The 18,939-nt window shown below is 61.1% G+C and carries 15 protein-coding genes; 7 read left to right on the top strand and 8 right to left on the bottom strand.

Features of this window, described 5'->3' with window-relative positions; translation table 11 throughout:
- Positions 1 to 25 precede the first annotated feature (25 nt).
- The 3 genes from AB7951_RS06400 to AB7951_RS06410 are packed head-to-tail and all read right to left on the bottom strand — an operon-like array spanning position 26 to position 3,573.
- On the bottom strand, positions 26 to 943 hold the full coding sequence (locus AB7951_RS06400; RefSeq protein WP_120291481.1) for an ABC transporter permease: 918 nt from the start codon (positions 941 to 943) through the stop codon (positions 26 to 28).
- Positions 930 to 2,021: an ABC transporter permease gene (locus tag AB7951_RS06405; RefSeq protein WP_120291479.1), complete on the bottom strand. Its 1,092-nt coding sequence runs from the start codon at positions 2,019 to 2,021 to the stop codon at positions 930 to 932. Before AB7951_RS06405 ends, AB7951_RS06400 begins: the two co-directional genes overlap by 14 nt.
- Positions 2,005 to 3,573 carry an ABC transporter ATP-binding protein gene (locus tag AB7951_RS06410; RefSeq protein ID WP_089265259.1) on the bottom strand — a complete coding sequence of 523 codons (1,569 nt, stop codon included), beginning with the start codon at positions 3,571 to 3,573 and terminating at the stop codon, positions 2,005 to 2,007. The genes AB7951_RS06405 and AB7951_RS06410 overlap by 17 nt, the downstream gene beginning before the upstream one ends.
- Before the next feature lie 593 nt (positions 3,574 to 4,166).
- On the opposite strand from AB7951_RS06410, the gene AB7951_RS06415 reads away from it, so the two are divergent.
- Complete coding sequence (locus AB7951_RS06415) at positions 4,167 to 5,213, top strand: hypothetical protein (RefSeq protein WP_120291477.1); 1,047 nt, start codon at positions 4,167 to 4,169, stop codon at positions 5,211 to 5,213.
- Between the two features lie 108 nt (positions 5,214 to 5,321).
- On the opposite strand, the gene AB7951_RS06420 is transcribed toward AB7951_RS06415, so the two are convergent.
- Positions 5,322 to 5,819, bottom strand: a complete 498-nt coding sequence (locus AB7951_RS06420) for a nucleoside deaminase (RefSeq protein ID WP_120291475.1) — start codon at positions 5,817 to 5,819, stop codon at positions 5,322 to 5,324.
- A gap of 145 nt (positions 5,820 to 5,964) precedes the next feature.
- On the opposite strand from AB7951_RS06420, the gene AB7951_RS06425 reads away from it, so the two are divergent.
- The 4 genes from AB7951_RS06425 to AB7951_RS06440 all read left to right on the top strand — a co-directional run bounded on the left by AB7951_RS06425 (position 5,965) and on the right by AB7951_RS06440 (position 11,783).
- Positions 5,965 to 7,233 (top strand): allantoate amidohydrolase, encoded by a 1,269-nt coding sequence (locus AB7951_RS06425; RefSeq protein WP_120291473.1) that lies wholly within the window; start codon positions 5,965 to 5,967, stop codon positions 7,231 to 7,233.
- A 4-nt stretch (positions 7,234 to 7,237) separates the two neighbouring features.
- Positions 7,238 to 8,113, top strand: coding sequence for a dihydrodipicolinate synthase family protein (locus AB7951_RS06430; RefSeq protein ID WP_120291471.1), 876 nt, complete (start codon positions 7,238 to 7,240; stop codon positions 8,111 to 8,113).
- A gap of 150 nt (positions 8,114 to 8,263) precedes the next feature.
- Entirely contained in the window at positions 8,264 to 10,591 is a 2,328-nt protein-coding gene (locus AB7951_RS06435; protein ID WP_120291469.1) for a xanthine dehydrogenase family protein molybdopterin-binding subunit, read from the top strand.
- Positions 10,592 to 10,715: 124 nt separating this feature from the next.
- Complete coding sequence (locus AB7951_RS06440; protein WP_120291467.1) at positions 10,716 to 11,783, top strand: alcohol dehydrogenase; 1,068 nt, start codon at positions 10,716 to 10,718, stop codon at positions 11,781 to 11,783.
- A gap of 67 nt (positions 11,784 to 11,850) precedes the next feature.
- On the opposite strand, the gene AB7951_RS06445 is transcribed toward AB7951_RS06440, so the two are convergent.
- The 3 genes from AB7951_RS06445 to AB7951_RS06455 all read right to left on the bottom strand — a co-directional run bounded on the left by AB7951_RS06445 (position 11,851) and on the right by AB7951_RS06455 (position 15,587).
- Complete coding sequence (locus AB7951_RS06445; protein ID WP_120291465.1) at positions 11,851 to 13,173, bottom strand: dicarboxylate/amino acid:cation symporter; 1,323 nt, start codon at positions 13,171 to 13,173, stop codon at positions 11,851 to 11,853.
- A 165-nt stretch (positions 13,174 to 13,338) separates the two neighbouring features.
- Positions 13,339 to 13,710: a helix-turn-helix domain-containing protein gene (locus tag AB7951_RS06450; RefSeq protein WP_089265251.1), complete on the bottom strand. Its 372-nt coding sequence runs from the start codon at positions 13,708 to 13,710 to the stop codon at positions 13,339 to 13,341.
- Between the two features lie 620 nt (positions 13,711 to 14,330).
- Positions 14,331 to 15,587: a serine hydrolase domain-containing protein gene (locus AB7951_RS06455; RefSeq protein ID WP_120291463.1), complete on the bottom strand. Its 1,257-nt coding sequence runs from the start codon at positions 15,585 to 15,587 to the stop codon at positions 14,331 to 14,333.
- A 152-nt stretch (positions 15,588 to 15,739) separates the two neighbouring features.
- On the opposite strand from AB7951_RS06455, the gene AB7951_RS06460 reads away from it, so the two are divergent.
- Positions 15,740 to 16,651: an intradiol ring-cleavage dioxygenase gene (locus AB7951_RS06460; protein ID WP_120291461.1), complete on the top strand. Its 912-nt coding sequence runs from the start codon at positions 15,740 to 15,742 to the stop codon at positions 16,649 to 16,651.
- Between the two features lie 28 nt (positions 16,652 to 16,679).
- Here the strand turns inward: AB7951_RS06460 and AB7951_RS06465 are convergent, their stop codons facing one another.
- The gene (locus AB7951_RS06465) at positions 16,680 to 17,195 is read right to left on the bottom strand and encodes a hypothetical protein (protein ID WP_120291459.1); all 516 of its coding nucleotides are present in this window, start codon (positions 17,193 to 17,195) and stop codon (positions 16,680 to 16,682) included.
- A gap of 417 nt (positions 17,196 to 17,612) precedes the next feature.
- Between AB7951_RS06465 and AB7951_RS06470 the strand changes: the two genes are divergently transcribed.
- On the top strand, positions 17,613 to 18,929 hold the full coding sequence (locus AB7951_RS06470) for a CmpA/NrtA family ABC transporter substrate-binding protein (RefSeq protein WP_089265247.1): 1,317 nt from the start codon (positions 17,613 to 17,615) through the stop codon (positions 18,927 to 18,929).
- Positions 18,930 to 18,939: the final 10 nt, after the last annotated feature.

The raw sequence follows: 18,939 nt of genomic DNA on the forward strand, positions 1-18,939 counted from the left end.
GCGAGATAGTCTTGCGAGAATGTCTTTAGCGGTCGGGCACGAATACCGTGCCCAATGCTGCCGGCGCCGTGGAGCCGCCGCTGCGGGTGCGCGAGATCAGCACCAGCACGACGACGGTTGCGAGATAGGGCAGTGCGGACATTAGTTGCGAGGGCACGCCGACGCCCCAGCCCTGCGCATGAAGTTGCAAGATCGAGACCGCGCCGAACAGATAGGCGCCGATCACGAGGCGCCCCGGCAGCCATGAGGCGAATACCACCAGCGCCAGCGCGATCCAGCCGCGGCCGGCGGTCATGCCGGGTACGAAGAACGGCGTATAGGCCAGCGGCAGATAGGCGCCGGCCAGACCCGCGCAGCCGCCGCCGAACATCACGGCGAACATGCGGATCTTGAGCACGGGATAACCGAGCGCATGGGCGGAGACGTGATTGTCGCCGATGGCGCGGAGGACCAGCCCCGCCCGGGTGCGATAGAGGAACCAGGACATTCCGATGATCAGCGCGAGCGAGACGTAGACGAAGGCATCTTCACCGAACAGGATCTTGCCGACGAAGGGGAGCGTGGTCAGGCCGGGAATATACAGACGTGGCGCTGTGCTGATGCGTTCGCCGACAAAGCCGGCACCGATCAGGCCGGACACGCCGATGCCCAGGATGGTCAGCGCGAGACCGGTGGCGACCTGATTGACGGCGAGGCCGAGCGTCATCAGTGCAAACACCAGCGATAGCGCGACGCCGGCGAGAATGCCGCACAGCGCTCCGATGAAGGTCGAGCCGGTGGCCCAGGCGCCGGCAAAGCCGCAGGCGGCGCCGACGATCATCATGCCTTCGACGCCGAGATTGAGCACGCCAGCGCGCTCCACCAGCAACTCGCCAGAGGCGGCGAGCAGCAGCGGTGTCGACGCCGCGAGTACGGCAAGGATGATGGCTTCAAGCAGCTCCATCGGCGACCTTCCGCTGCGGCATGATGAGCTTGATCCGGTACAGGATCAGGCTGTCGCAGGCGAGCACATAGAACAGCAGGATGCCCTGAAACACCTTGGTGATATCGAGTGGGATCTTCATGGCGATCTGCGCTTGCTCCCCGCCGATAAATGTCAGCGCCAGGAAAAGCCCTGCAATTAGTATTCCAACCGGGTTGAGCCGTCCGAGAAATGCAACGATGATCGCGGTGAAGCCATAGCCGGGCGAGATGCCGGGCTGCAGATGACCAACGGGGCCGGCGACCTCGATGATCCCCGCGAGGCCGGCCAGCGCGCCGGAAATTGCGAAAGTCAGCAGCACGAGCTGGTTGGATGAGAAGCCGCCGAAGCGCGCCGCCCGCGGTGCCGCGCCGACCACGCGGATTTCAAAACCCTTGATAGTGCGGCCGAGCAGGACCGCAGCGGCAACAACGATCACCAGCGCGATGACCGCGCCGAGATGCAGCCGTCCACCCTCGAACAGCAGGGGCACGGTGGCGACCGGATCGAATTCGGCCGTGGTCGGGAAGTTGAACCCTTTGGGATCGCGCCACGGGCCGCGGACGAGATAATCGAGCAGCAGGTCGGCCACATAGACCAGCATCAGGCTGACCAGAATTTCGCTGGCGCCGAAGCGCACCTTGCAGAAGGCCGGGATCAACGCATAGAGCGCGCCCGCGATGGCACCGAGCAGCAGCATCGCCGGCAAGACCCAGACGCCGGCATCGGTGCCGTTGGTCTTCACCGCAAGCCAACTGCCCGCCACGGCACCGACGAGGAACTGTCCCTCCGCGCCGATATTCCAGACATTGGCGAGGTAACAAAGCGACAGGCCGATGGCGATCATCACCAGCGGCGCCGCCTTCACCGCCAGCTCCTGCAGCGAATAGGCGTCGGTGAGCGGCGTGATGAAATAGACGTTGAGCGCCGCGATCGGATTCTTGCCGATGATCACGAACAGGATGCTCATGGTTACGATGGTCAGCCCGATGGCGATAACAGGCGATACCAGCGCGATGATGGTCGATCGCTCCGCGCGCTTCTCAAGCACCAACTGCATCGGGCACGTCCTTTGGCGTGAGTGCGCTGCCGCCCATCAACAGGCCCAGCGTTTCCCTGTCGGCATCCGCCGTCATTAACGGCTCGGACAGGTGACCGTGGAACATCACAGCGATGCGGTCGGCGATATCAGCGAGTTCGTCAAGGTCCTGGCTGGTGACAAGGATGGCCGCGCCCGCAGCGGCAAGATCGAGCAGCGCCTGACGGATGACGGCGGCGGCGCCGGCATCGACGCCCCATGTCGGCTGGCTGACCACGAGCACGATGGGATTACGCAAAATCTCGCGGCCGACGATGAATTTCTGCAGGTTGCCGCCGGAAAGGCTGGCGGCTTCCGGATCGCGCTTGGCCTTGCGCACGTCGAAGCTCGCGGTGGCGCGGTCGACGGTCGCGAGCGTTGCCGCCGTATTGATGAAACCGTTGTGCACCATGCCGGATGCGGCGTGGCCGGTGAGCAGCGCGTTCTCCGACAGGCGCATGCGCGGCGCGGTGCCGTGGCCGAGCCGTTCTTCGGGCACGAAGGCGGCGCCGAGCTTGCGGCGCGCGGTGATCGACAGATGTCCGGCTGCGTGACCGTCGATGACAATGGTGCCGGGATCTTTGGCGAGACGCTCGCCGGAGAGCGCCGCGAAGAACTCGTCCTGCCCATTGCCGGCGACGCCAGCGATCCCCAGGATCTCGCCGCCCTTCAGCTCCAGCGAGATGTTTTTCAGATGCACGCCATGTGGTTCGTCGGGCGCGAGGCTGAGATCATTGACCACGAGCCGTGGCACCGTCGTCTGCCGGTTGGCGGCGGCTTTCACCTGCTTGATCTCGGTGCCGACCATCATGCGCGCCAGTGATGCGGCAGTTTCTTCGCGCGGCAGACAGGTCGAGATCTTCTTGCCGCCGCGCAGGATCGTGGCGGTGTCGCAGAGCCGCTTCACCTCGTCGAGCTTGTGGCTGATGTAAAGGATCGCGCGGCCTTCCGACTTCAGGCGCTCCAGCACGACGAAGAGCTGATCGGCCTCCTGCGGTGTCAGCACGGCGGTGGGCTCGTCGAGGATCAGGAATTTCGGATTCTGCATCAGCACGCGCACGATCTCGATGCGCTGACGTTCGCCGACCGAGAGTTGCCAGACCTCGCGCTTCGGATCGAGCGGCAGACCATATTGCTGCGACACCTGTTCGAGCCGCGCCGACATCGCTTTGAAGGATTCCTTGCCGTCGAGGCCAAGGGCAACGTTCTCGGCGACAGTGAGATTGTCGAACAGCGAGAAATGCTGGAACACCATGCCGATGCCGCGCGCGCGCGCATCATGCGGGCCGGCGAGGACCATCTTCTCGCCCTGCCAGAGCATCTCGCCTTCGCTCGGCTGGATCAGGCCGTAGATGGTTTTGACGAGCGTGGATTTGCCGGCGCCGTTCTCGCCGAGCAGCGCGTGAATCTCCTGCGGACGGATCGCGATGTCGATGGCGTCATTGGCGAGGAAACTGCCATAGCGCTTGGTCAGACCGATGGTCTGCAGAAGCACCGTCCCCGAACGCGCGTGTCCCGATCCCGAATCCAACATTCGCTACTCACGCGTGAAAAGGAGGTTTGCGGCAAGTGTGTGCCGGATTGGAATGCAGCGTAAATCTCGAATAAGCGCCAGCGTCTGCCTTATTTTTGGACTGGATCGCTTTCTTGGGCGATTCCTGTCGACGCAATGGCGTGAGGCTCGGTCTTTTCATTGATTGAATGACGTTTATTCGACTTTCGCATTGTATACTTGGTCTGAAGTGTTGCAGTTCTGGTACATGTGCAACGAATTCGAGATCCGGATTTTCTCGTGTGTTGAGAAGTTGGGCAGTGATTTTCTTGCGGTGCAAACGCGGAATCACAGTGTGAATTCACCATCTGAGCTTCGTTCGGAAACCTGCGACAGAACGTCGCAAAATACCAATCTTTACAGTCTCTAAGCGCGTGTCTTACACGCGCTCGCATGGTGTCATTTCACCATCCCGAAAACACGATGCTTCAAGCATAAAATACTGATTTCACTGGGCATCCCTGATGAAATCCGTGGCAACTATTGGAAAAAGTTGAGGCTTCTCACCCGGACTGATTGCAACAACTCTCTCGCGAGAGGCACGCAATCATTGTCAACAGGTGGGGGTAATTCCAATGGCCAATCTTTTCCGCGCAATCGCAGCCGCGACGTTGCTGTCGCTAACAGCCATGGTGCCGACAGGCTCGGCAGGCGCTGCCGACATGGCGGCCATGCCGGTCAAGGCAAAGCCGATCCCGGATCTGCCGTTCTTCCTGCTGATCGATAACCGTTTCACCTATGCCTATCAGTGGGGGGCGGTTGATCCCGGCGTCACCGCCAAGACCACCAAGCAGGTCTTCGCCTTCACCCACTTCGACGTGTGGACCTACGGCACCAACTTCTTCAACATCGGCCTCGAGAAGGCGGGCAAGAGCAGCCCGGCTAATCCGTGCGCCGATCCGCTGCGTCCGATCACGGGCTGCGAAGGCGCAACAGAAATCTACGGCCTGATCCGCAGCACGATCGGCTTCAACGAGGTCTTCAACACCAAGGCCTTCTCGATGGGCCCGCTGCGCAACGTGTCGTTCGTCATCGGTGCGGATGGCAGCACTGAAAACCGGTTCTTCTCCGCATCCAAGCGCGACGTCGTGACCGGTCTGCAATTCGCTTTCGATCTTCCCTACAAGGGCTTCTTCAACGTCAATCCGTTGTTCTATTACGAATTCGCCAACCGCAGCACCTTTACGCAGTGCGGTTACGCCGGCGCTCCCGGTCAAATCCCGGGCGTCTCGTGCAACATCGATGGCAACCGCCAGTTCAACCCGACCTGGGCCGTTGAACTCAATTACTACATGGATCTCGGCTTCCTGCCCCCGAGCATGGACTATTTCGCGATCAGCGGCCGGGCCGGCTTCTACGGGCCGAAAGGTTCGGAGAACGGCCAGATCATCGGCACGGCAACCAAGATGGAGATCAACGCCGAACCGATCCGTCTGACCTTCGACGCCAGCAAGGCGATCTGGGGACCGAAATACACTCACAATGTCGACGTGTGGGTGGCCTATCGGCTCTGGCGGAACAAGTTCGGCTTGGATGAGAATGCCAGCCTGCCGTGCACCACGTTTGCGCCGGGATCGTGCCGCGAGGACTCGCTCTATTCCGGCGTCACCGTCAAGTTCTGATCTGAGCTGACTTCCGGGGCTAATTCTCCAAAGCCAATCTCCAGGCTGATGGCGTCGCGATGTCCTCGCGGCGCCTTCAGTTTTTTGCAAGCTCCAGCGCGCGTGCCGCTAACGCAGCTGCGCCCAGAAATTCTCGTGTTGAGCGGCTGCCTCGTCTTCGAGCAGCGGTCCGACGACCTCGATGCTCTTCTGCCCGGCAGCAAAGACATTGCGGCAAGGCAAATCAAGTGTGGGATTCTCCGGATGTGCGCCGGTGATCGCCTTGAGTCTTGCTTCGCCGAGCCCATAAACCAGCCGTCCAATGCCGACCCAGTAGATCGCGCCCGCGCACATGGCGCAGGGTTCTGCCGACGAATACAGCGTGAAGGTCTTTAGCTCGGTCTCGTCATAGGCAATCGAGGCTTCGCTGCACAGCAGCCGCTCTGCGTGGGCGGTGCCGTCATGAGAGGGCATGAAGGCGTTACCGGCTTCCATCAGGACCTTGCCGTGCGCATCGACCAGGATCGCGCCGAACGGATGGTTGCCGCGCTCCACGGCTTTGCGTGCAGCGTCGAAAGAAAGCCTGAGAAAGGCCTCATCCCTACTCGACGAGTCTTGCTTTGGCATCAGGGGGCTCCTGTCGTCGGCGCGTCGAAATCTGCTAGTTTCCCGCGAGGCCGAGCGCGGATTCGCTTTGGCCCGCTGGCCGCACTAGTATTGACGATCTAAATCGTTCAAGTCCCAGCCGGGTCTGTGGTCTGAACAAAGAAGCATGATTGCGATGGAAGAGAAAGTCGTCGGAGCTTCCGGCCAATCGCTCGGCGGCGAGGTCGTCGAACGCATCAACGCGCTGGCTGCTATTTCGGAAGCGCCGGACAACATCACGCGAATATTCCTTACACCGGAACATCGTGCGGCCGCCGAACTGATCATCGGCTGGATGCAGGCAGCCGGTATGCGGGCGCGCATCGATGCGATCGGCAATGTCTGCGGACGCTATGAAGGCGACCAGCCCGGTCTGCCGTGCCTGATGCTCGGCTCCCATTACGACACCGTGCGCGATGCAGGCCGCTGGGACGGACCGCTCGGGATCATCACGGCGATTTCCTGCGTCGGCGACCTCAACCGCCGTGGCCTTCGTTTGCCCTTCGCCATCGAGATCGCCGCCTTCGCTGACGAGGAGGGTGTGCGCTTTGCGTCGACGCTGCTCGGCAGCCGTGCGGTGGCCGGGACGTTTGTCGAGAGCGTGCTCGGCGGCCGCGACAAAGCGGGCGTCTCGATGCGCGAGGCGATGATCACCTTCGGCCTCGATCCCGATCACGTCGGCGCCGCAGCGCGCGCGCCCGGCGAATTGCTCGCCTATCTCGAACTGCATATCGAGCAGGGGCCCGTGCTTGAAGCGCAGAAGCTTCCGGTAGGGGTCGTGACTGCCATTTCGGGTGCGACGCGGCTTGCTGTCGAGTTGCACGGCATGGCCGGTCATGCCGGCACGGTACCCATGGCGATGCGGCGCGATGCGCTGGTGGGCGCCGCCGAATGTATCGTTGCGATCGAGGAGTTCTGCCAGTCGGACCGCGGCGGTCTTGTCGGCACCGTGGGTTATATCAATGCGATGCCGGGTGCGACCAATGTCATTCCCGGGCTGGTATCGTTCACCATGGATATCCGGTCGCCAAAGGATTCCTATCGCAAGCTCGCCATCACCGACATGGTGCGTGAGATCGAGTCGATCGCCAAAGCGCGCAAGCTCGATCTGCAGATCAACATCACCCATGAGAATCGCACGGTGCCGTGTGCGCCCTGGCTGCAGAAGCAGATCGCCGATGCAATTACTGCCGAGGGTTATCGCGCGTTCGAGCTGCCGAGCGGTGCCGGCCATGACGGCATGGCGATGATCGATATTGCCGATGTGGCGATGCTGTTCGTGCGCTGTCGTGGCGGCATCAGCCACAATCCTGCCGAGCATGTGGACGATGCGGATGTCGAGGTCGGTGCGCGCGTGCTGCTGCGCGTGATCGAGAATTTCAAGCCGAAGGCCTGATGCGATGCCAGATTTCCACGGCGTGTTTCCCTATCTCGTCTCGCCCGCTGACGACGAGGGGCGTATCCGCACCGATGTGCTGGGCCGCTTGTGCGGCGATCTCATCAGCGCGGGCGTGCATGGCCTGACGCCGCTCGGCTCAACCGGTGAATTCGCCTATCTCAACCGCGAGCAGCGCAGGACGGTGGTGCAGGCCACGATCGAGGCGGCAGGCGGGCGCGTGCCGGTGGTGGCAGGCGTGGCATCGACCTCGACGGTCGATGCGGTGGCGCAGGCGAAGTCGTATCAGAAGCTCGGCGCCACCGGCATCCTGGCTATTCTCGAAGCGTATTTCCCGCTCAAGGATGCGCAGATCGAATCCTACTTCCGCGCCATCGCCGATGCCGTCGATATTCCCGTGGTGATCTACACCAATCCGCAATTCCAGCGTTCGGATCTGACGCTCGATGTTGTGGCGCGGCTCGCCGAGCATCCGCGCATCCAGTATATCAAGGATGCCTCCACCAATACCGGCCGGCTGTTGTCGATCATCAACCGCTGCGGCGACAAACTGAAAGTGTTTGCCGCCTCGGCGCATATTCCGTCAGCCGTCATGCTGATCGGCGGCGTCGGCTGGATGGCGGGCCCGGCCTGCGTCGTGCCGAAGCAGAGCGTCGAACTCTACAATCTCTGCAAGGCGCATCGCTGGGACGAGGCCATGGTCTTGCAGCGGCGGATGTGGCGGCTCAACGAGGCCTTCGCGCGCTATAATCTGGCGGCCTGCATCAAGACGGGCCTCGCGATCCAGGGCTATGAGGTCGGCGACCCCGTGGCCCCGCAGCCGGCTTTGACCGCGGACGAGCGCAAGGTGATCGAGGCTGTTTTGCGGGATGTCGGCTGATCGATGTCGTTGCCGCCAGACGCGCAAACGAGCAGCGCTCATGCACATTCTGTCACTCAGCCTTGTGCGGCTGGCCTGTTGGCTCACGCGGTCTTTCTGGGCTAGAAACCATACAGCCCGCCCGTAAGGCTCGCCATTGAAGGACGTCTGATGAACATTCTGCCCGGCAATCTGCGCTTCGGCGCCGGTCTTTCTCCCAAGCGCCTTGAAGATCAAAGACTTCTCACCGGGCAGGGCAAATTCATCGACGACAAGCCGGAAGACGGCGCGCTGTGGCTGCATCTGCTGCGCTCGCCGCATGCCCATGCGAAGATCACCGCGATTGACGTGGCCGCCGCCAAGGCGATGCCCGGCGTCGAGGCGATCTATACCGGCGCGGATCTCGTGGCCGACGATGTCGGCACGCTGCCGACGCTGCCGATCTTCAAGCGTCCCGACGGCTCGGCGGCGACCTTTCCGCCGCGCCGGCTGCTCGCGCACGAGGTCGTGCGGTTCGCTGGCGAAGCGGTGGCGGCAATCGTCGCTACGTCGCGCGCTGCTGCCCAGCTCGCGGCCGAGGCGATCGACATCAGCTATGACGTCCTGCCGGCGGTGGTCGATCCCGTCGAGGCGATGAAGCCCGGTGCGGCGGTGGTCTGGCCGGATGCGCCGGACAATATCGTTGCAGCCACCAGCTATGGCGATCCTGCCAAGGTGGAGGCTGCTTTTGCCGCTGCCAAGCATACGGTGTCGCTGGACATCGTGAGTCAGCGTCTCGTGCCATCGGCCATGGAGCCGCGCTCGACCATCGCTGAAGTCGACAAGAAGTCCGGCAAGCTGACACTGTACGTGCAGTCGCAGACTCCGGCATCGACCCGCGATATCCTTGCCGACGCGGTGCTCAAGCGTCCGAAGGAATCGATCCGCGTGGTGGTGGGCGATATCGGCGGCGGTTTCGGCCAGAAGACGAGCCTGTATCCGGAAGACGGCGTCGTCGCCTATGTAGCCGTGAAGCTGAACAAGACGATCCGCTGGCGCGGCGATCGCACCGACGAATTCGTTGGCGGGACTCATGGTCGCGATCTGACGTCGACGGCAGAACTCGCGCTCGATGCCAAGGGTCGGATCTTGGCCTATCGCGTCCGTTCGATCGGCGGCACTGGTGCCTATATGTCGGCCACCGCTGTCATCATTCCGTTGGTGTTGGGACCGTTCGTGCAGACCGGCGTCTACGACCTGCAGAACGTGCATTACGATATCAAGGCGGTCATCACGAACACCGCGCCGGTGGGCGCCTATCGCGGTGCCGGACGTCCGGAAGCCGTGTTCATCATCGAGCGTCTGATGGATGCCGCCGCACGGCAGATGGGAATGGATCCGCGCGCCATCCGCAAGGTGAATTACATCAAGCCGACGCAGTTTCCCTACAAGAACGCCGTCGGCCAGACCTATGACAGCGGCGCTTTCGCGCACATGCTCGACCGCGCCACCGAATTGTCGGATTGGGACGGATTCGCCGCGCGCAAGAAGGCGGCGAAGAAGAAGGGTCTTCTCTACGGCCGCGGGCTGACCAGCTACATCGAATGGACTGGTGGCCCGGGCACCACCGAGAAGGTCAGTCTGCGCGCCACGGCCAATGGCCGCGTTATCCTGCATTCCGGCACTATGGCGATGGGGCAGGGCCTGCAGACCGCCTATTCGCAGCTCGTCTCTGAAGCCCTTGGCATTGGCATCGACAAGATCGATGTGATCCAGGGCGATACCGACGTCATCGTCGGCATGGGTAGTGTCGGTTCGCGTTCGCTGTTCGTTGGCGGCACTGCCGCGGTGGTGTCGGCCGCCGACATGATCGCCAAGGCGCGCGAGAAGGCGGCCAATATGCTCGAAGCTTCGGTGGAGGACATCGAATATTCCGCAGGCTTCCTCACTGTCGTCGGCACCGACAAGCGCGTTGGCCTGTTCGAGATCGCGAAAGCCGAAGACGGCGAACAGCTCAGCGTCGAGTCCACCGGCGTGGCGGATGGTCCGACCTGGCCGAACGGCACGCATATCTGCGAGGTCGAGATCGATCCGGAGACCGGCATCACCAATGTCGTTCGCTATACCACGGTAGACGATGTCGGCGTGGCGGTGAATCCGATGCTGGTGACCGGCCAGATCCACGGCGGCGTGGCGCAAGGCATTGGCCAGGCGCTGTTCGAGAACGTTTATTACGACGAGGATGGCCAGCTCATCACAGCCAGCTATCAGGATTACTGCATTCCGCGCGCCGGTGACCTGCCACCTCTGTCAGTGACATTGGATGGTTCGGCACCCTGCGTCACCAACCCGATCGGCTCGAAGGGCTGCGGCGAATCCGGCGCGATCGGTGGTCCGCCCTGCATCGTCAATGGCGTGCTGGATGCGCTGCAACCACTGGGCATCACGCAGCTCAATACGCCGCTGTCGCCCATCAAGGTATGGGAAGCGATCAGGAGCGCAAGCGCAGCGCATGGCTGAGACCCTGCAGGATGGGTAGAGCGTCGTCGCGAAACCCATCATGATCGGGTTCTATGCGATGGGTTTCGCTTCGCTCGACCCATCCTGCGGATAACAAGAAACTTCAACCGGGAGAGAAAACATAATGAAGAGCTTCAAGGTTCTCGAATTCAACGAACCGCTCGGCGAGGTCGACGAGCAGACCCCGCAGCCGACCGGCACGCAGGTGCTGATCCGCGTGAAGGCTGCCGGCGTCTGCCACAGCGACCTGCACATCTGGGAAGGCGGCTATGAACTCGGTCATGGCCGTAAGAAGCTGTCGCTGAAGGATCGCGGCATCACGCTGCCGCGCACCATGGGTCACGAGACTGTCGGCGAAGTCATCGCCTTCGGTCCGGATGCGCAGCAGGAAGCCGGCGGCGTCAAGATTGGCGATATCGCATTGGCCTATCCGTGGATCGGCTGCGGCAAATGCGCGGTCTGTCTTGCTGGTGACGAGAATCTCTGCCTCGCGCCGCGCTGCCTCGGCGTACATTGCGACGGCGGTTATTCGGATCACCTCCTGGTGCCGCATCCGCGCTACCTGATCGACCTCAAGGGCATGGATCCGGTTATCGCCGCGCCCTACGCCTGCTCGGGCGTCACCACCTATAGCGCGCTGAAGAAGATCGAGAGCGATCTCGGCAATCCGATCGTGATCTTCGGGGCCGGTGGCCTCGGCCTGATGGCGCTTGAACTGTTGAAGGCGATGGACGGCAAGGGCGCCATCGTTGTCGATATCGATGCGCGAAAGCGCGAAGCGGCGATCAAGGCCGGCGCTCTGGCGGCCGTGGACGGCAATGCGCCCGACGCGCTTGAGCAGCTTGCCAAGGCTGCCGGTCAGCCGATCCTGTCGGTGATCGATCTGGTCGGCACTCCGTCAACGACGCAGCTCGGCTTCGACGTGCTCTCCAAGGGCGGCAAGCTGATCATGGTCGGCCTGTTCGGTGGCGGCGCCACCTGGGCGCTGCCGCTGATCGCCATGAAGGCGCTGACCATCCAGGGCAGCTATGTCGGCAATCTCCGCGAGACCAAGGAACTGTTGGAGCTGGTGCGCACCAAGAAGGTGCAGCCGATCCCGACGAGCCCGATGCCGCTTGCAAAGGCCAATGCCGCTCTGAACGACCTGAAAGACGGCAAGCTAGTCGGCCGCGCGATCCTCACGCCGGCGTAAGCTTGAAGCATTCGTTCTGATATCGAGAAGCGGCCTTCGGGCCGCTTCTTTTTTGTCCCGAAGGCAATTAGCCGGCCGTTACATCCACGAGCTCTTCACCATCCAACACACGCTTCGCCTTGGCATGGTCGAGATCGCCTTCCCATGCGCCGACCACGACGGTGGCAACGCAGTTGCCGATCAGGTTGCCAAGCGCGCGGGCCATGCCGATGAACCAGTCTACCGACAGCACCAGCACGAGGCCGATGGCGGGAATGCTCGGCACGGCATTCAGCGTCGCGGCAAGGATCACGATCGCTGAGCCCGGTACGCCGTGGGCGCCCTTCGACGTCACCAGCGAGACGCCCAGCACCAGCATCAGATCGCCGAAGGACAGCGGTGTATTCGTGGCCTGCGCGATGAACACCACGGCCAGCGTCAGATAGATCGAGAACGCATCGAGATTGAACGAGTAGCCTGTCGGGATCACGAGGCCGACCACGTTGTCCTTGACGCCGAGCCGTTCGAGCTTGCGCATGATCTGTGGCAGCACCGCATCCGAGGACGCGGTGGCGAGCACGATGGTGAGTTCCTCGCGCAGGTAGTTCAGGAATTTGATGATGTTGAGTCCGGCCAGCGCCATGACGCCGCCGAGTACGCCGAACACGAAGATCGCCACCGAGACATAGAACAGCACCACCAGCGAGACGAGTTGCTTCAGCGATCCGACACCGTAGCGTCCGACCGTATAGGCGACAGCGCCGAGCACGCCGATCGGGGCGAGGCGAACGATCAATCCCATGGCGCGGAACAGAACGGTCGATACGGCTTCGATGAAGCTCGAAATCCGCTCGCCCTTCTCGCCGCCGACCAGCGCCAGGCTGGTGCCGAAGAGGATGGCGAAGAACAGCACCTGCAACACGTCGTTGCGCGCCAGAGCGTCAAACGAGGTGGTCGGAATGATGTTGAGCAGGAAACTGCCGATGCCGCCGCCCTGCAGCTTGTGCGCGTTGTCTGCGACCGTCGTAAGTGCCTTGCCGTCGAGCGAGGCCGGATTGATGTTCATGCCGTGGCCCGGGCCGAACAGATAGGCCAGCACCAGGCCGACAACGAGCGCCAGCGTGGTCATGGCCTCGAAATAGATCAGCGCCTTGACGCCAACCCTGCCGACCTTCTTGAGGTCGCCGGCACCCGCAATGCCATGCACCACCACACAGAACACGATGGGGGCCACAATCATGGAGATGAGTTTGAGGAAGGCGTCGCTGAAGACCTTCAGGCCGACGGCGAAGTCCGGCACGGCGATGCCAAGGACGATGCCGAGCAGCAGGGCGACAAGCACCTGCACGAAGAGCGACTGATAGAGAGGCTTGCGGATTGGTTCGACGGCGGTAATCGTAGCTGTAGACATGGTTCGCTCCCCCTGAGGTTCACGAATATTCCAGCAACAACTGTGCCACCGCTAGGTGCAGACCTGCAAAAATCTCGCCGCGGTTACGGCGAGTTCTTTTCGTGTCGAGGGGGGATTGAAATCGAGCCGATCGGCGGCCGGGTCGCTCCGGCGGCCATGCGACGATTACTTCTCTTCGTCGGCAATCGCTTCCATCAGGACGACCATCTGGCGCTGGACCGTCTGGCTCTTGATGCGGCTGTACGCACGAAGCAAGCGGAGGCTGAAAGCGCTATCGAGAAACAGCAAGCTTTCCACTTCGCGGCTCTTGCCATCGCCATCGTAGAAGAAGGTGACCGGCACATCGAGCGCCGTCGCAATCTGCTGAAGACGCGCTGCGCCAACGCGATTGACACCCTTTTCGTACTTCTGAACCTGCTGGAAGCTGACGCCCAGCTTCTCGCCTAAATCCGCCTGCGAAATTTTCTGCTCAACACGACGCAGACGGATCCTCTTGCCCATCTCAATGTCGGGTTTGCCGGCGCTACGTTGCTTCATTCGTCACCATTCAGTTTGTTTGAATAAGGGAGTTTGGTTTTATTTTCTTGTTAGAGCTTCTTAGCCCGAGAGCCCTTAAAGCTAACTTTCAAAGGCATCTCTGTTATACACATCGTCATGACGATTGGGATGGCTGAAATCGTCGCGATGCTCGAATTGATCGACACGTAATCGCGAAGGTCATCCAATCGTACAAAAAACCTTGCGGTATTCCGTTGCTACTTCGCATTGCTTGCAAAACTTCCAACGAATACCGGAACTCAATTTCTATCGATACGGGCCTTGCAGCGGAAGCGAAAGTACAAGTTGGTCATCATGCTATACACATGTGACTTGCCTGACGCACGCAGGATAACTGAGAGTCGTTCGCATTCGTAAGCTGCAAATCTCTGGCATGCAGCATTCCATGCGATTTCCAGCTGCAATTTCGCACTTTACGATCTCCTATGTAGCACCGACGTAATATCACAATTCCGTGGGTGGTTGTTGCTACGTCGCATGCGCACCGGAAGTTTCATTCCAAATTCTCACTGAGAGAGAATTTCATTTGATTCGTGCTGAGCGCGACCGGTGCCTGGTGGCGCGCACCGACTGAGCAATATTGATCATACCGTTCGTTACTAAACATTGCTGTCGGTAATCGCGGAGTAGATCATGGTACGCAGCTCGCGCCGGATCGGATAGGCGCTCGATGGCAACAGCTGCGTCATAAAGATTGCGATCAGCTGTTCGGCCGGATCTATCCAGAATGCCGTGCTCGCCGCGCCGCCCCATGCATACTCACCGGCGCTGCCGGGGATCATGGTCTTGGCCGGATTCATCGTTACCGAAAATCCGAGTCCGAAGCCGATGCCGGCATAGCTCGCTTCGCTGAACATCGACTTCGACATTTCGGTGAGATCGCGGCCGCCGGGCAGATGGTTGCTGGTCATCAATGCGATGGTCTTTGGGGACAGCAAGCGCACGTCGCCAAGCGCGCCGCCATTGAGCAGTGCGCGGCAGAAGGTGAGATAGTCAGCGGTTGTCGAACACAGGCCGCCTCCGCCGGAGATCATCGACGGCGGGGACAAGAATGAACTCGTCGCGGGATCGTCCTGCAAAGTGAGACCGCCCTTGCCATCGGCGGCGTAGCAGGCGGCGAAGCGATGCGCCTTGTCGGAAGGCACAAAGAAACTGGTATCAGTCATGCCGAGCGGATTGAAGATGCGCTCCTGCAGAAACTGTTCGAACGGTTTCCCGGCGATCTTCTCGATGAGATAGCCGGCCACATCGGTCGAGACCGAATAATTCCACGCGTCGCCTGGCGAGAACTCCAGAGGGATTTTGGCGAGATCTGAAATCATTGACGTCAGTGTACCGGATTTCTCGACCTCGCCGATCTTGAGCGCACGATAGGCGGCATCGACATTGGTGCGTTGCTGGAATCCGTAAGTGAGTCCGGATGTGTGACGTAGCAGGTCGATGATCTGCATCGGACGGGCCGGTGGCTTCGTCAGGAATGGTGCCGTCACGCCAGCCTGAAATACGCCGAGATTTGCCCATTCGGGAATATATTTATGAACGGGTTCATCGAGCGCGACGCGTCCTTCCTCCACCAGCATCATGAAGGCCACTGTCGTGATCGGCTTGGTCATCGAATAGATGCGGAAGATCGTATCGTCCTTGACGGGGGCTTTGCGCTCCACATCGGCAAAGCCCTGTGCCGTGCTGTGCACGATTTCGCCGCGGCGATAGACCAGCAGGCGCGTGCCGGGAAGGCGGCCGGCATCGACATAGCGCTGTTTGAGATGCGCTTCGACGCGGGCCAGTGCCATGGTCGACATGCCGACCTGTTCGGGTGACGCAGACGAAAGGCTCAGGCTTTGGGACGACGGCATTGCAACATCACTCCGATGTGTGGACGCGGCTCGTTTCTATGGATGAAAATCGGCGGTTGTCCATATGGGTTTGTAGCGCGGCGAGCTTACGTGAAGCTCTGTTTGGTGTATCCTTAAAGATGTAATCGCGTCGCGTTGCTCAGGATGGAATTATGACCCAATTCAATGACACTGAACTCACTGCGGCCGTCATCCAGAGTTTCGACAAGACGTCCGATCCGCGCACGAAATTCCTGCTGCAAGAACTCGTGACGTCATTGCACGACTATGTTCGCAGGACCGATCTCACCTTCGGTGAATGGGAAGTGGCAATCGACTTCCTGACCCGCACGGGCCAGAAATGCACGCCGATCCGGCAGGAGTTTATCTTGCTCTCTGACGTGCTGGGCGTCTCGATGCTGGTCGACGCCGTCAACCACAGGGAGCGTGAGGGGGCCACACAGACGACGGTGCTCGGACCGTTCTATGTCGGCGAGCATCCTGTGATGGCGCATGGCGCTGATATCTCTCCGGGCCTCACGGGTGAGCGCATGTTCGTGCAGAGCCGCGTCACCGATCTCGATGGCAAGCCGCTGGCCGGCGTGCCGGTTGATATCTGGCATGCCGATGATGAGGGTTTCTACGACTCGCAGAAGGCCAGCTATGCCACGCAGGGCCCGTCGTCGCGCGCGCGCTTAATCACCGACAGCGATGGCCGGCTGTTTTTCCGAACCATTCTGCCCTGCAGCTATCCGATCCCGACCGACGGTCCGGCCGGAGATCTTGTGCTAAAAACTGGACGCCATCCGATGCGTCCGGCGCATGTGCATTTCCTGGTCGCCGCGCCCGGTTATGAGCCGCTGATTACCCACGTCTTCATCGAGGGTGACGAATATCTCGACTCCGATGTCGTGTTCGGCGTGAAGGACGATCTGATCGCCACCGTCGAGAACCGTAGCGATGCCTTTATGCCTGATGGTCAGCCTGCCACGGGGCCGTGGCATCTGATGACCTATAATTTCCGGATGAAGCCGGGCGAGGGCACGGTGCCGCAGCCGATGATGCCGGAAAAGGCCGAGGCGTAAGCGATCCCAGCAGTCTTGCGATCTGCGGTCAGGTCGCGCTCCAGTCGCGTTGCGAGAGTTCCTGCAGCGACTCAAGGAAGAACTGATCGAACAGAAACGGTGCGTCGCCGTGTGCGGCCGATGGCGCGATGAGGGTGACCATGCCTAACAGCGCGCGGCCGAGTTCGCCGATGCGCTCGGCAAACGCCTCGAGCCCGCTGCGATCAGAACTCTCGACGACTGCGTGGAGTGCGTTCTTGGTTTGTGCGATCTGTAGATCGACATCGTCGACGGCGCGATCGAGAGCATCGATATCGACATCCACAGTGACAGCGTTGTCTTTGGTCGGTATCAGCGCGTCCTCAAGGACAGCTTTTCGGAACATATGAAGTTGCCGTGAGACATCCTCGAAATGACCGAACGCTGCCGCCGCATTCGCTTCGAGGTCGCTTTTGCCCTGAGACAGGATCGCTGCCGCGGACACCACGGTCGCCGCCTTCAGGGTGCTGATTGCCTTTCGAAGCGACGAGAGGGCAGGTTCGGTGATCACCGGAATGGTCGGCATGAAGCGGTCCGTTCGCTAGAAATTGGATCCGGTTGATAGCACCGATCCACGGGTCGGCATGCCGATGAAGTCGGCAAAATAGTACCTCACAATTCGCTGCCTATTCCGCGTGCGTCGCACAATAAATGAGCGTCCCGCAAATTTTCGATGCGCGTGGTTCTCTGCGCTGGTCTCGTTGCCTTTAGGTAAGTGACTGCAATTTATCGAAATTTCCATCAGGCAGCGGTTGGCACGAACTTTGAATAGTTCTTAGCGACGCCATTGTAGCCGTCACAATCAATCACCAGCCAGCATTGCCATCATGGGGCTTCCCCCAGACGCGCCGCTATGTCCGTACGCCTTCGACCCAAGGTGCGCTGTGACGAGGGGCCAATGACGGTGCAGGCGATCCGAGGCGCGAAAGGACGACAGCAGCACATGACGAAGTCAGAGACCAACAAGCCGGGCCGCAAGATCAGCCGCCGTCAGCTTCTGAAAGCCGGCGCGGGAACCGCTGCCTTGCTCGCGGCCGCCCGACTGAACTTCCCCGGCGGCGCTTTCGCGCAGGATGCCGGGCCCGAAGTGAAAGGCGCCAAGCTCGGCTTCATCGCGCTGAGCGATGCCGGTCCGCTATTCGTTGCCAAGGACAAGGGCCTGTTCGCCAAATACGGCATGCCCGATGTGGAAGTGTCGAAGCAGGCCTCGTGGGGCACGCTGCGCGACAACATGGTGCTCGGCTCCGAAGGCAACGGCATCGATGGCGCGCATATCCTGACGCCGATGCCGTATCTGATCTCGTCGGGCAAGGTCACCCAGAACAATCAGCCGACGCCGATGTACATCCTTGCGCGTCTCAATCTCGATGCGCAGTGCATTTCGGTCGGCAATGAATATGCCGATCTGAAGGTCGGCCTCGATGTCGCGCCGCTGAAAGCCGCGTTCGAGAAGAAGAAGGCTGCGGGCAAGTCGGTGAAGGTGGCGATGACCTTCCCGGGCGGCACCCATGACCTGTGGATCCGCTACTGGCTCGCCGCCGGTGGCATCGATCCCGACAAGGATGTCGAGACCATCACCGTGCCGCCGCCGCAGATGGTGGCGAATATGAAGGTCGGCACCATGGACGCGTTCTGCGTCGGTGAGCCGTGGCCCGGCCAGCTCGTGCACCAGAAGATCGGCTACACCGCGGTGAACACCGGCGAGATCTGGAACAAGCATCCGGAGAAGTCGCTCGGCATGCGCGCGGCCTGGGTCGACAAGAATCCGAAGGCGGCGAAGGCCATCACCATGGCCATCATGGAAGCCCAGCAGTGGGCCGACAAGATGGAGAACAAGGAAGAGCTCGCCACCATCATGGGCAAGCGGCAGTGGATCAACTGCCCGGTCGAGGACATCCTCGATCGCGCCCGTGGCAAGTTCGACTACGGCACCGGCAAGGTGGTCGAGAACTCGCCGCATATCATGAAGTACTGGAAGGACTTCGCGTCCTATCCGTTCCAGAGCCACGACCTCTGGTTCATGACCGAGGACATCCGCTGGGGCAAATACGAGCCCGGCTTCGACTCGAAGGCGCTGATCGCCAAGGTCAACCGCGAGGATATCTGGCGTGACGCGGCGAAGACCATGGGCGTCGCTGCCGCCGAAATCCCGACTTCGACCTCGCGCGGCAAGGAGACCTTCTTCGACGGTAAGGTCTTCGATCCCGAAAATCCGGCAGCCTACCTCAAGTCGCTCGCCATCAAGCGCGTCGAAGCCTGAGACACACGTT

Source organism: Tardiphaga sp. 285_C5_N1_2, assembly GCF_052076065.1.
In the GTDB taxonomy this organism is placed as follows: domain Bacteria; phylum Pseudomonadota; class Alphaproteobacteria; order Rhizobiales; family Xanthobacteraceae; genus Tardiphaga; species Tardiphaga robiniae.

Coding starts and splice junctions, on each gene's coding strand:
- AB7951_RS06400 (WP_120291481.1), bottom strand. CDS start 943: ATGGAGCTGCTTGAAGCCATCATCCTTGCCGTACTCGCGGCGTCGACA.
- AB7951_RS06405 (WP_120291479.1), bottom strand. CDS start 2,021: ATGCAGTTGGTGCTTGAGAAGCGCGCGGAGCGATCGACCATCATCGCG.
- AB7951_RS06410 (WP_089265259.1), bottom strand. CDS start 3,573: ATGTTGGATTCGGGATCGGGACACGCGCGTTCGGGGACGGTGCTTCTG.
- AB7951_RS06415 (WP_120291477.1), top strand. CDS start 4,167: ATGGCCAATCTTTTCCGCGCAATCGCAGCCGCGACGTTGCTGTCGCTA.
- AB7951_RS06420 (WP_120291475.1), bottom strand. CDS start 5,819: ATGCCAAAGCAAGACTCGTCGAGTAGGGATGAGGCCTTTCTCAGGCTT.
- AB7951_RS06425 (WP_120291473.1), top strand. CDS start 5,965: ATGATTGCGATGGAAGAGAAAGTCGTCGGAGCTTCCGGCCAATCGCTC.
- AB7951_RS06430 (WP_120291471.1), top strand. CDS start 7,238: ATGCCAGATTTCCACGGCGTGTTTCCCTATCTCGTCTCGCCCGCTGAC.
- AB7951_RS06435 (WP_120291469.1), top strand. CDS start 8,264: ATGAACATTCTGCCCGGCAATCTGCGCTTCGGCGCCGGTCTTTCTCCC.
- AB7951_RS06440 (WP_120291467.1), top strand. CDS start 10,716: ATGAAGAGCTTCAAGGTTCTCGAATTCAACGAACCGCTCGGCGAGGTC.
- AB7951_RS06445 (WP_120291465.1), bottom strand. CDS start 13,173: ATGTCTACAGCTACGATTACCGCCGTCGAACCAATCCGCAAGCCTCTC.
- AB7951_RS06450 (WP_089265251.1), bottom strand. CDS start 13,710: ATGAAGCAACGTAGCGCCGGCAAACCCGACATTGAGATGGGCAAGAGG.
- AB7951_RS06455 (WP_120291463.1), bottom strand. CDS start 15,587: ATGCCGTCGTCCCAAAGCCTGAGCCTTTCGTCTGCGTCACCCGAACAG.
- AB7951_RS06460 (WP_120291461.1), top strand. CDS start 15,740: ATGACCCAATTCAATGACACTGAACTCACTGCGGCCGTCATCCAGAGT.
- AB7951_RS06465 (WP_120291459.1), bottom strand. CDS start 17,195: ATGCCGACCATTCCGGTGATCACCGAACCTGCCCTCTCGTCGCTTCGA.
- AB7951_RS06470 (WP_089265247.1), top strand. CDS start 17,613: ATGACGAAGTCAGAGACCAACAAGCCGGGCCGCAAGATCAGCCGCCGT.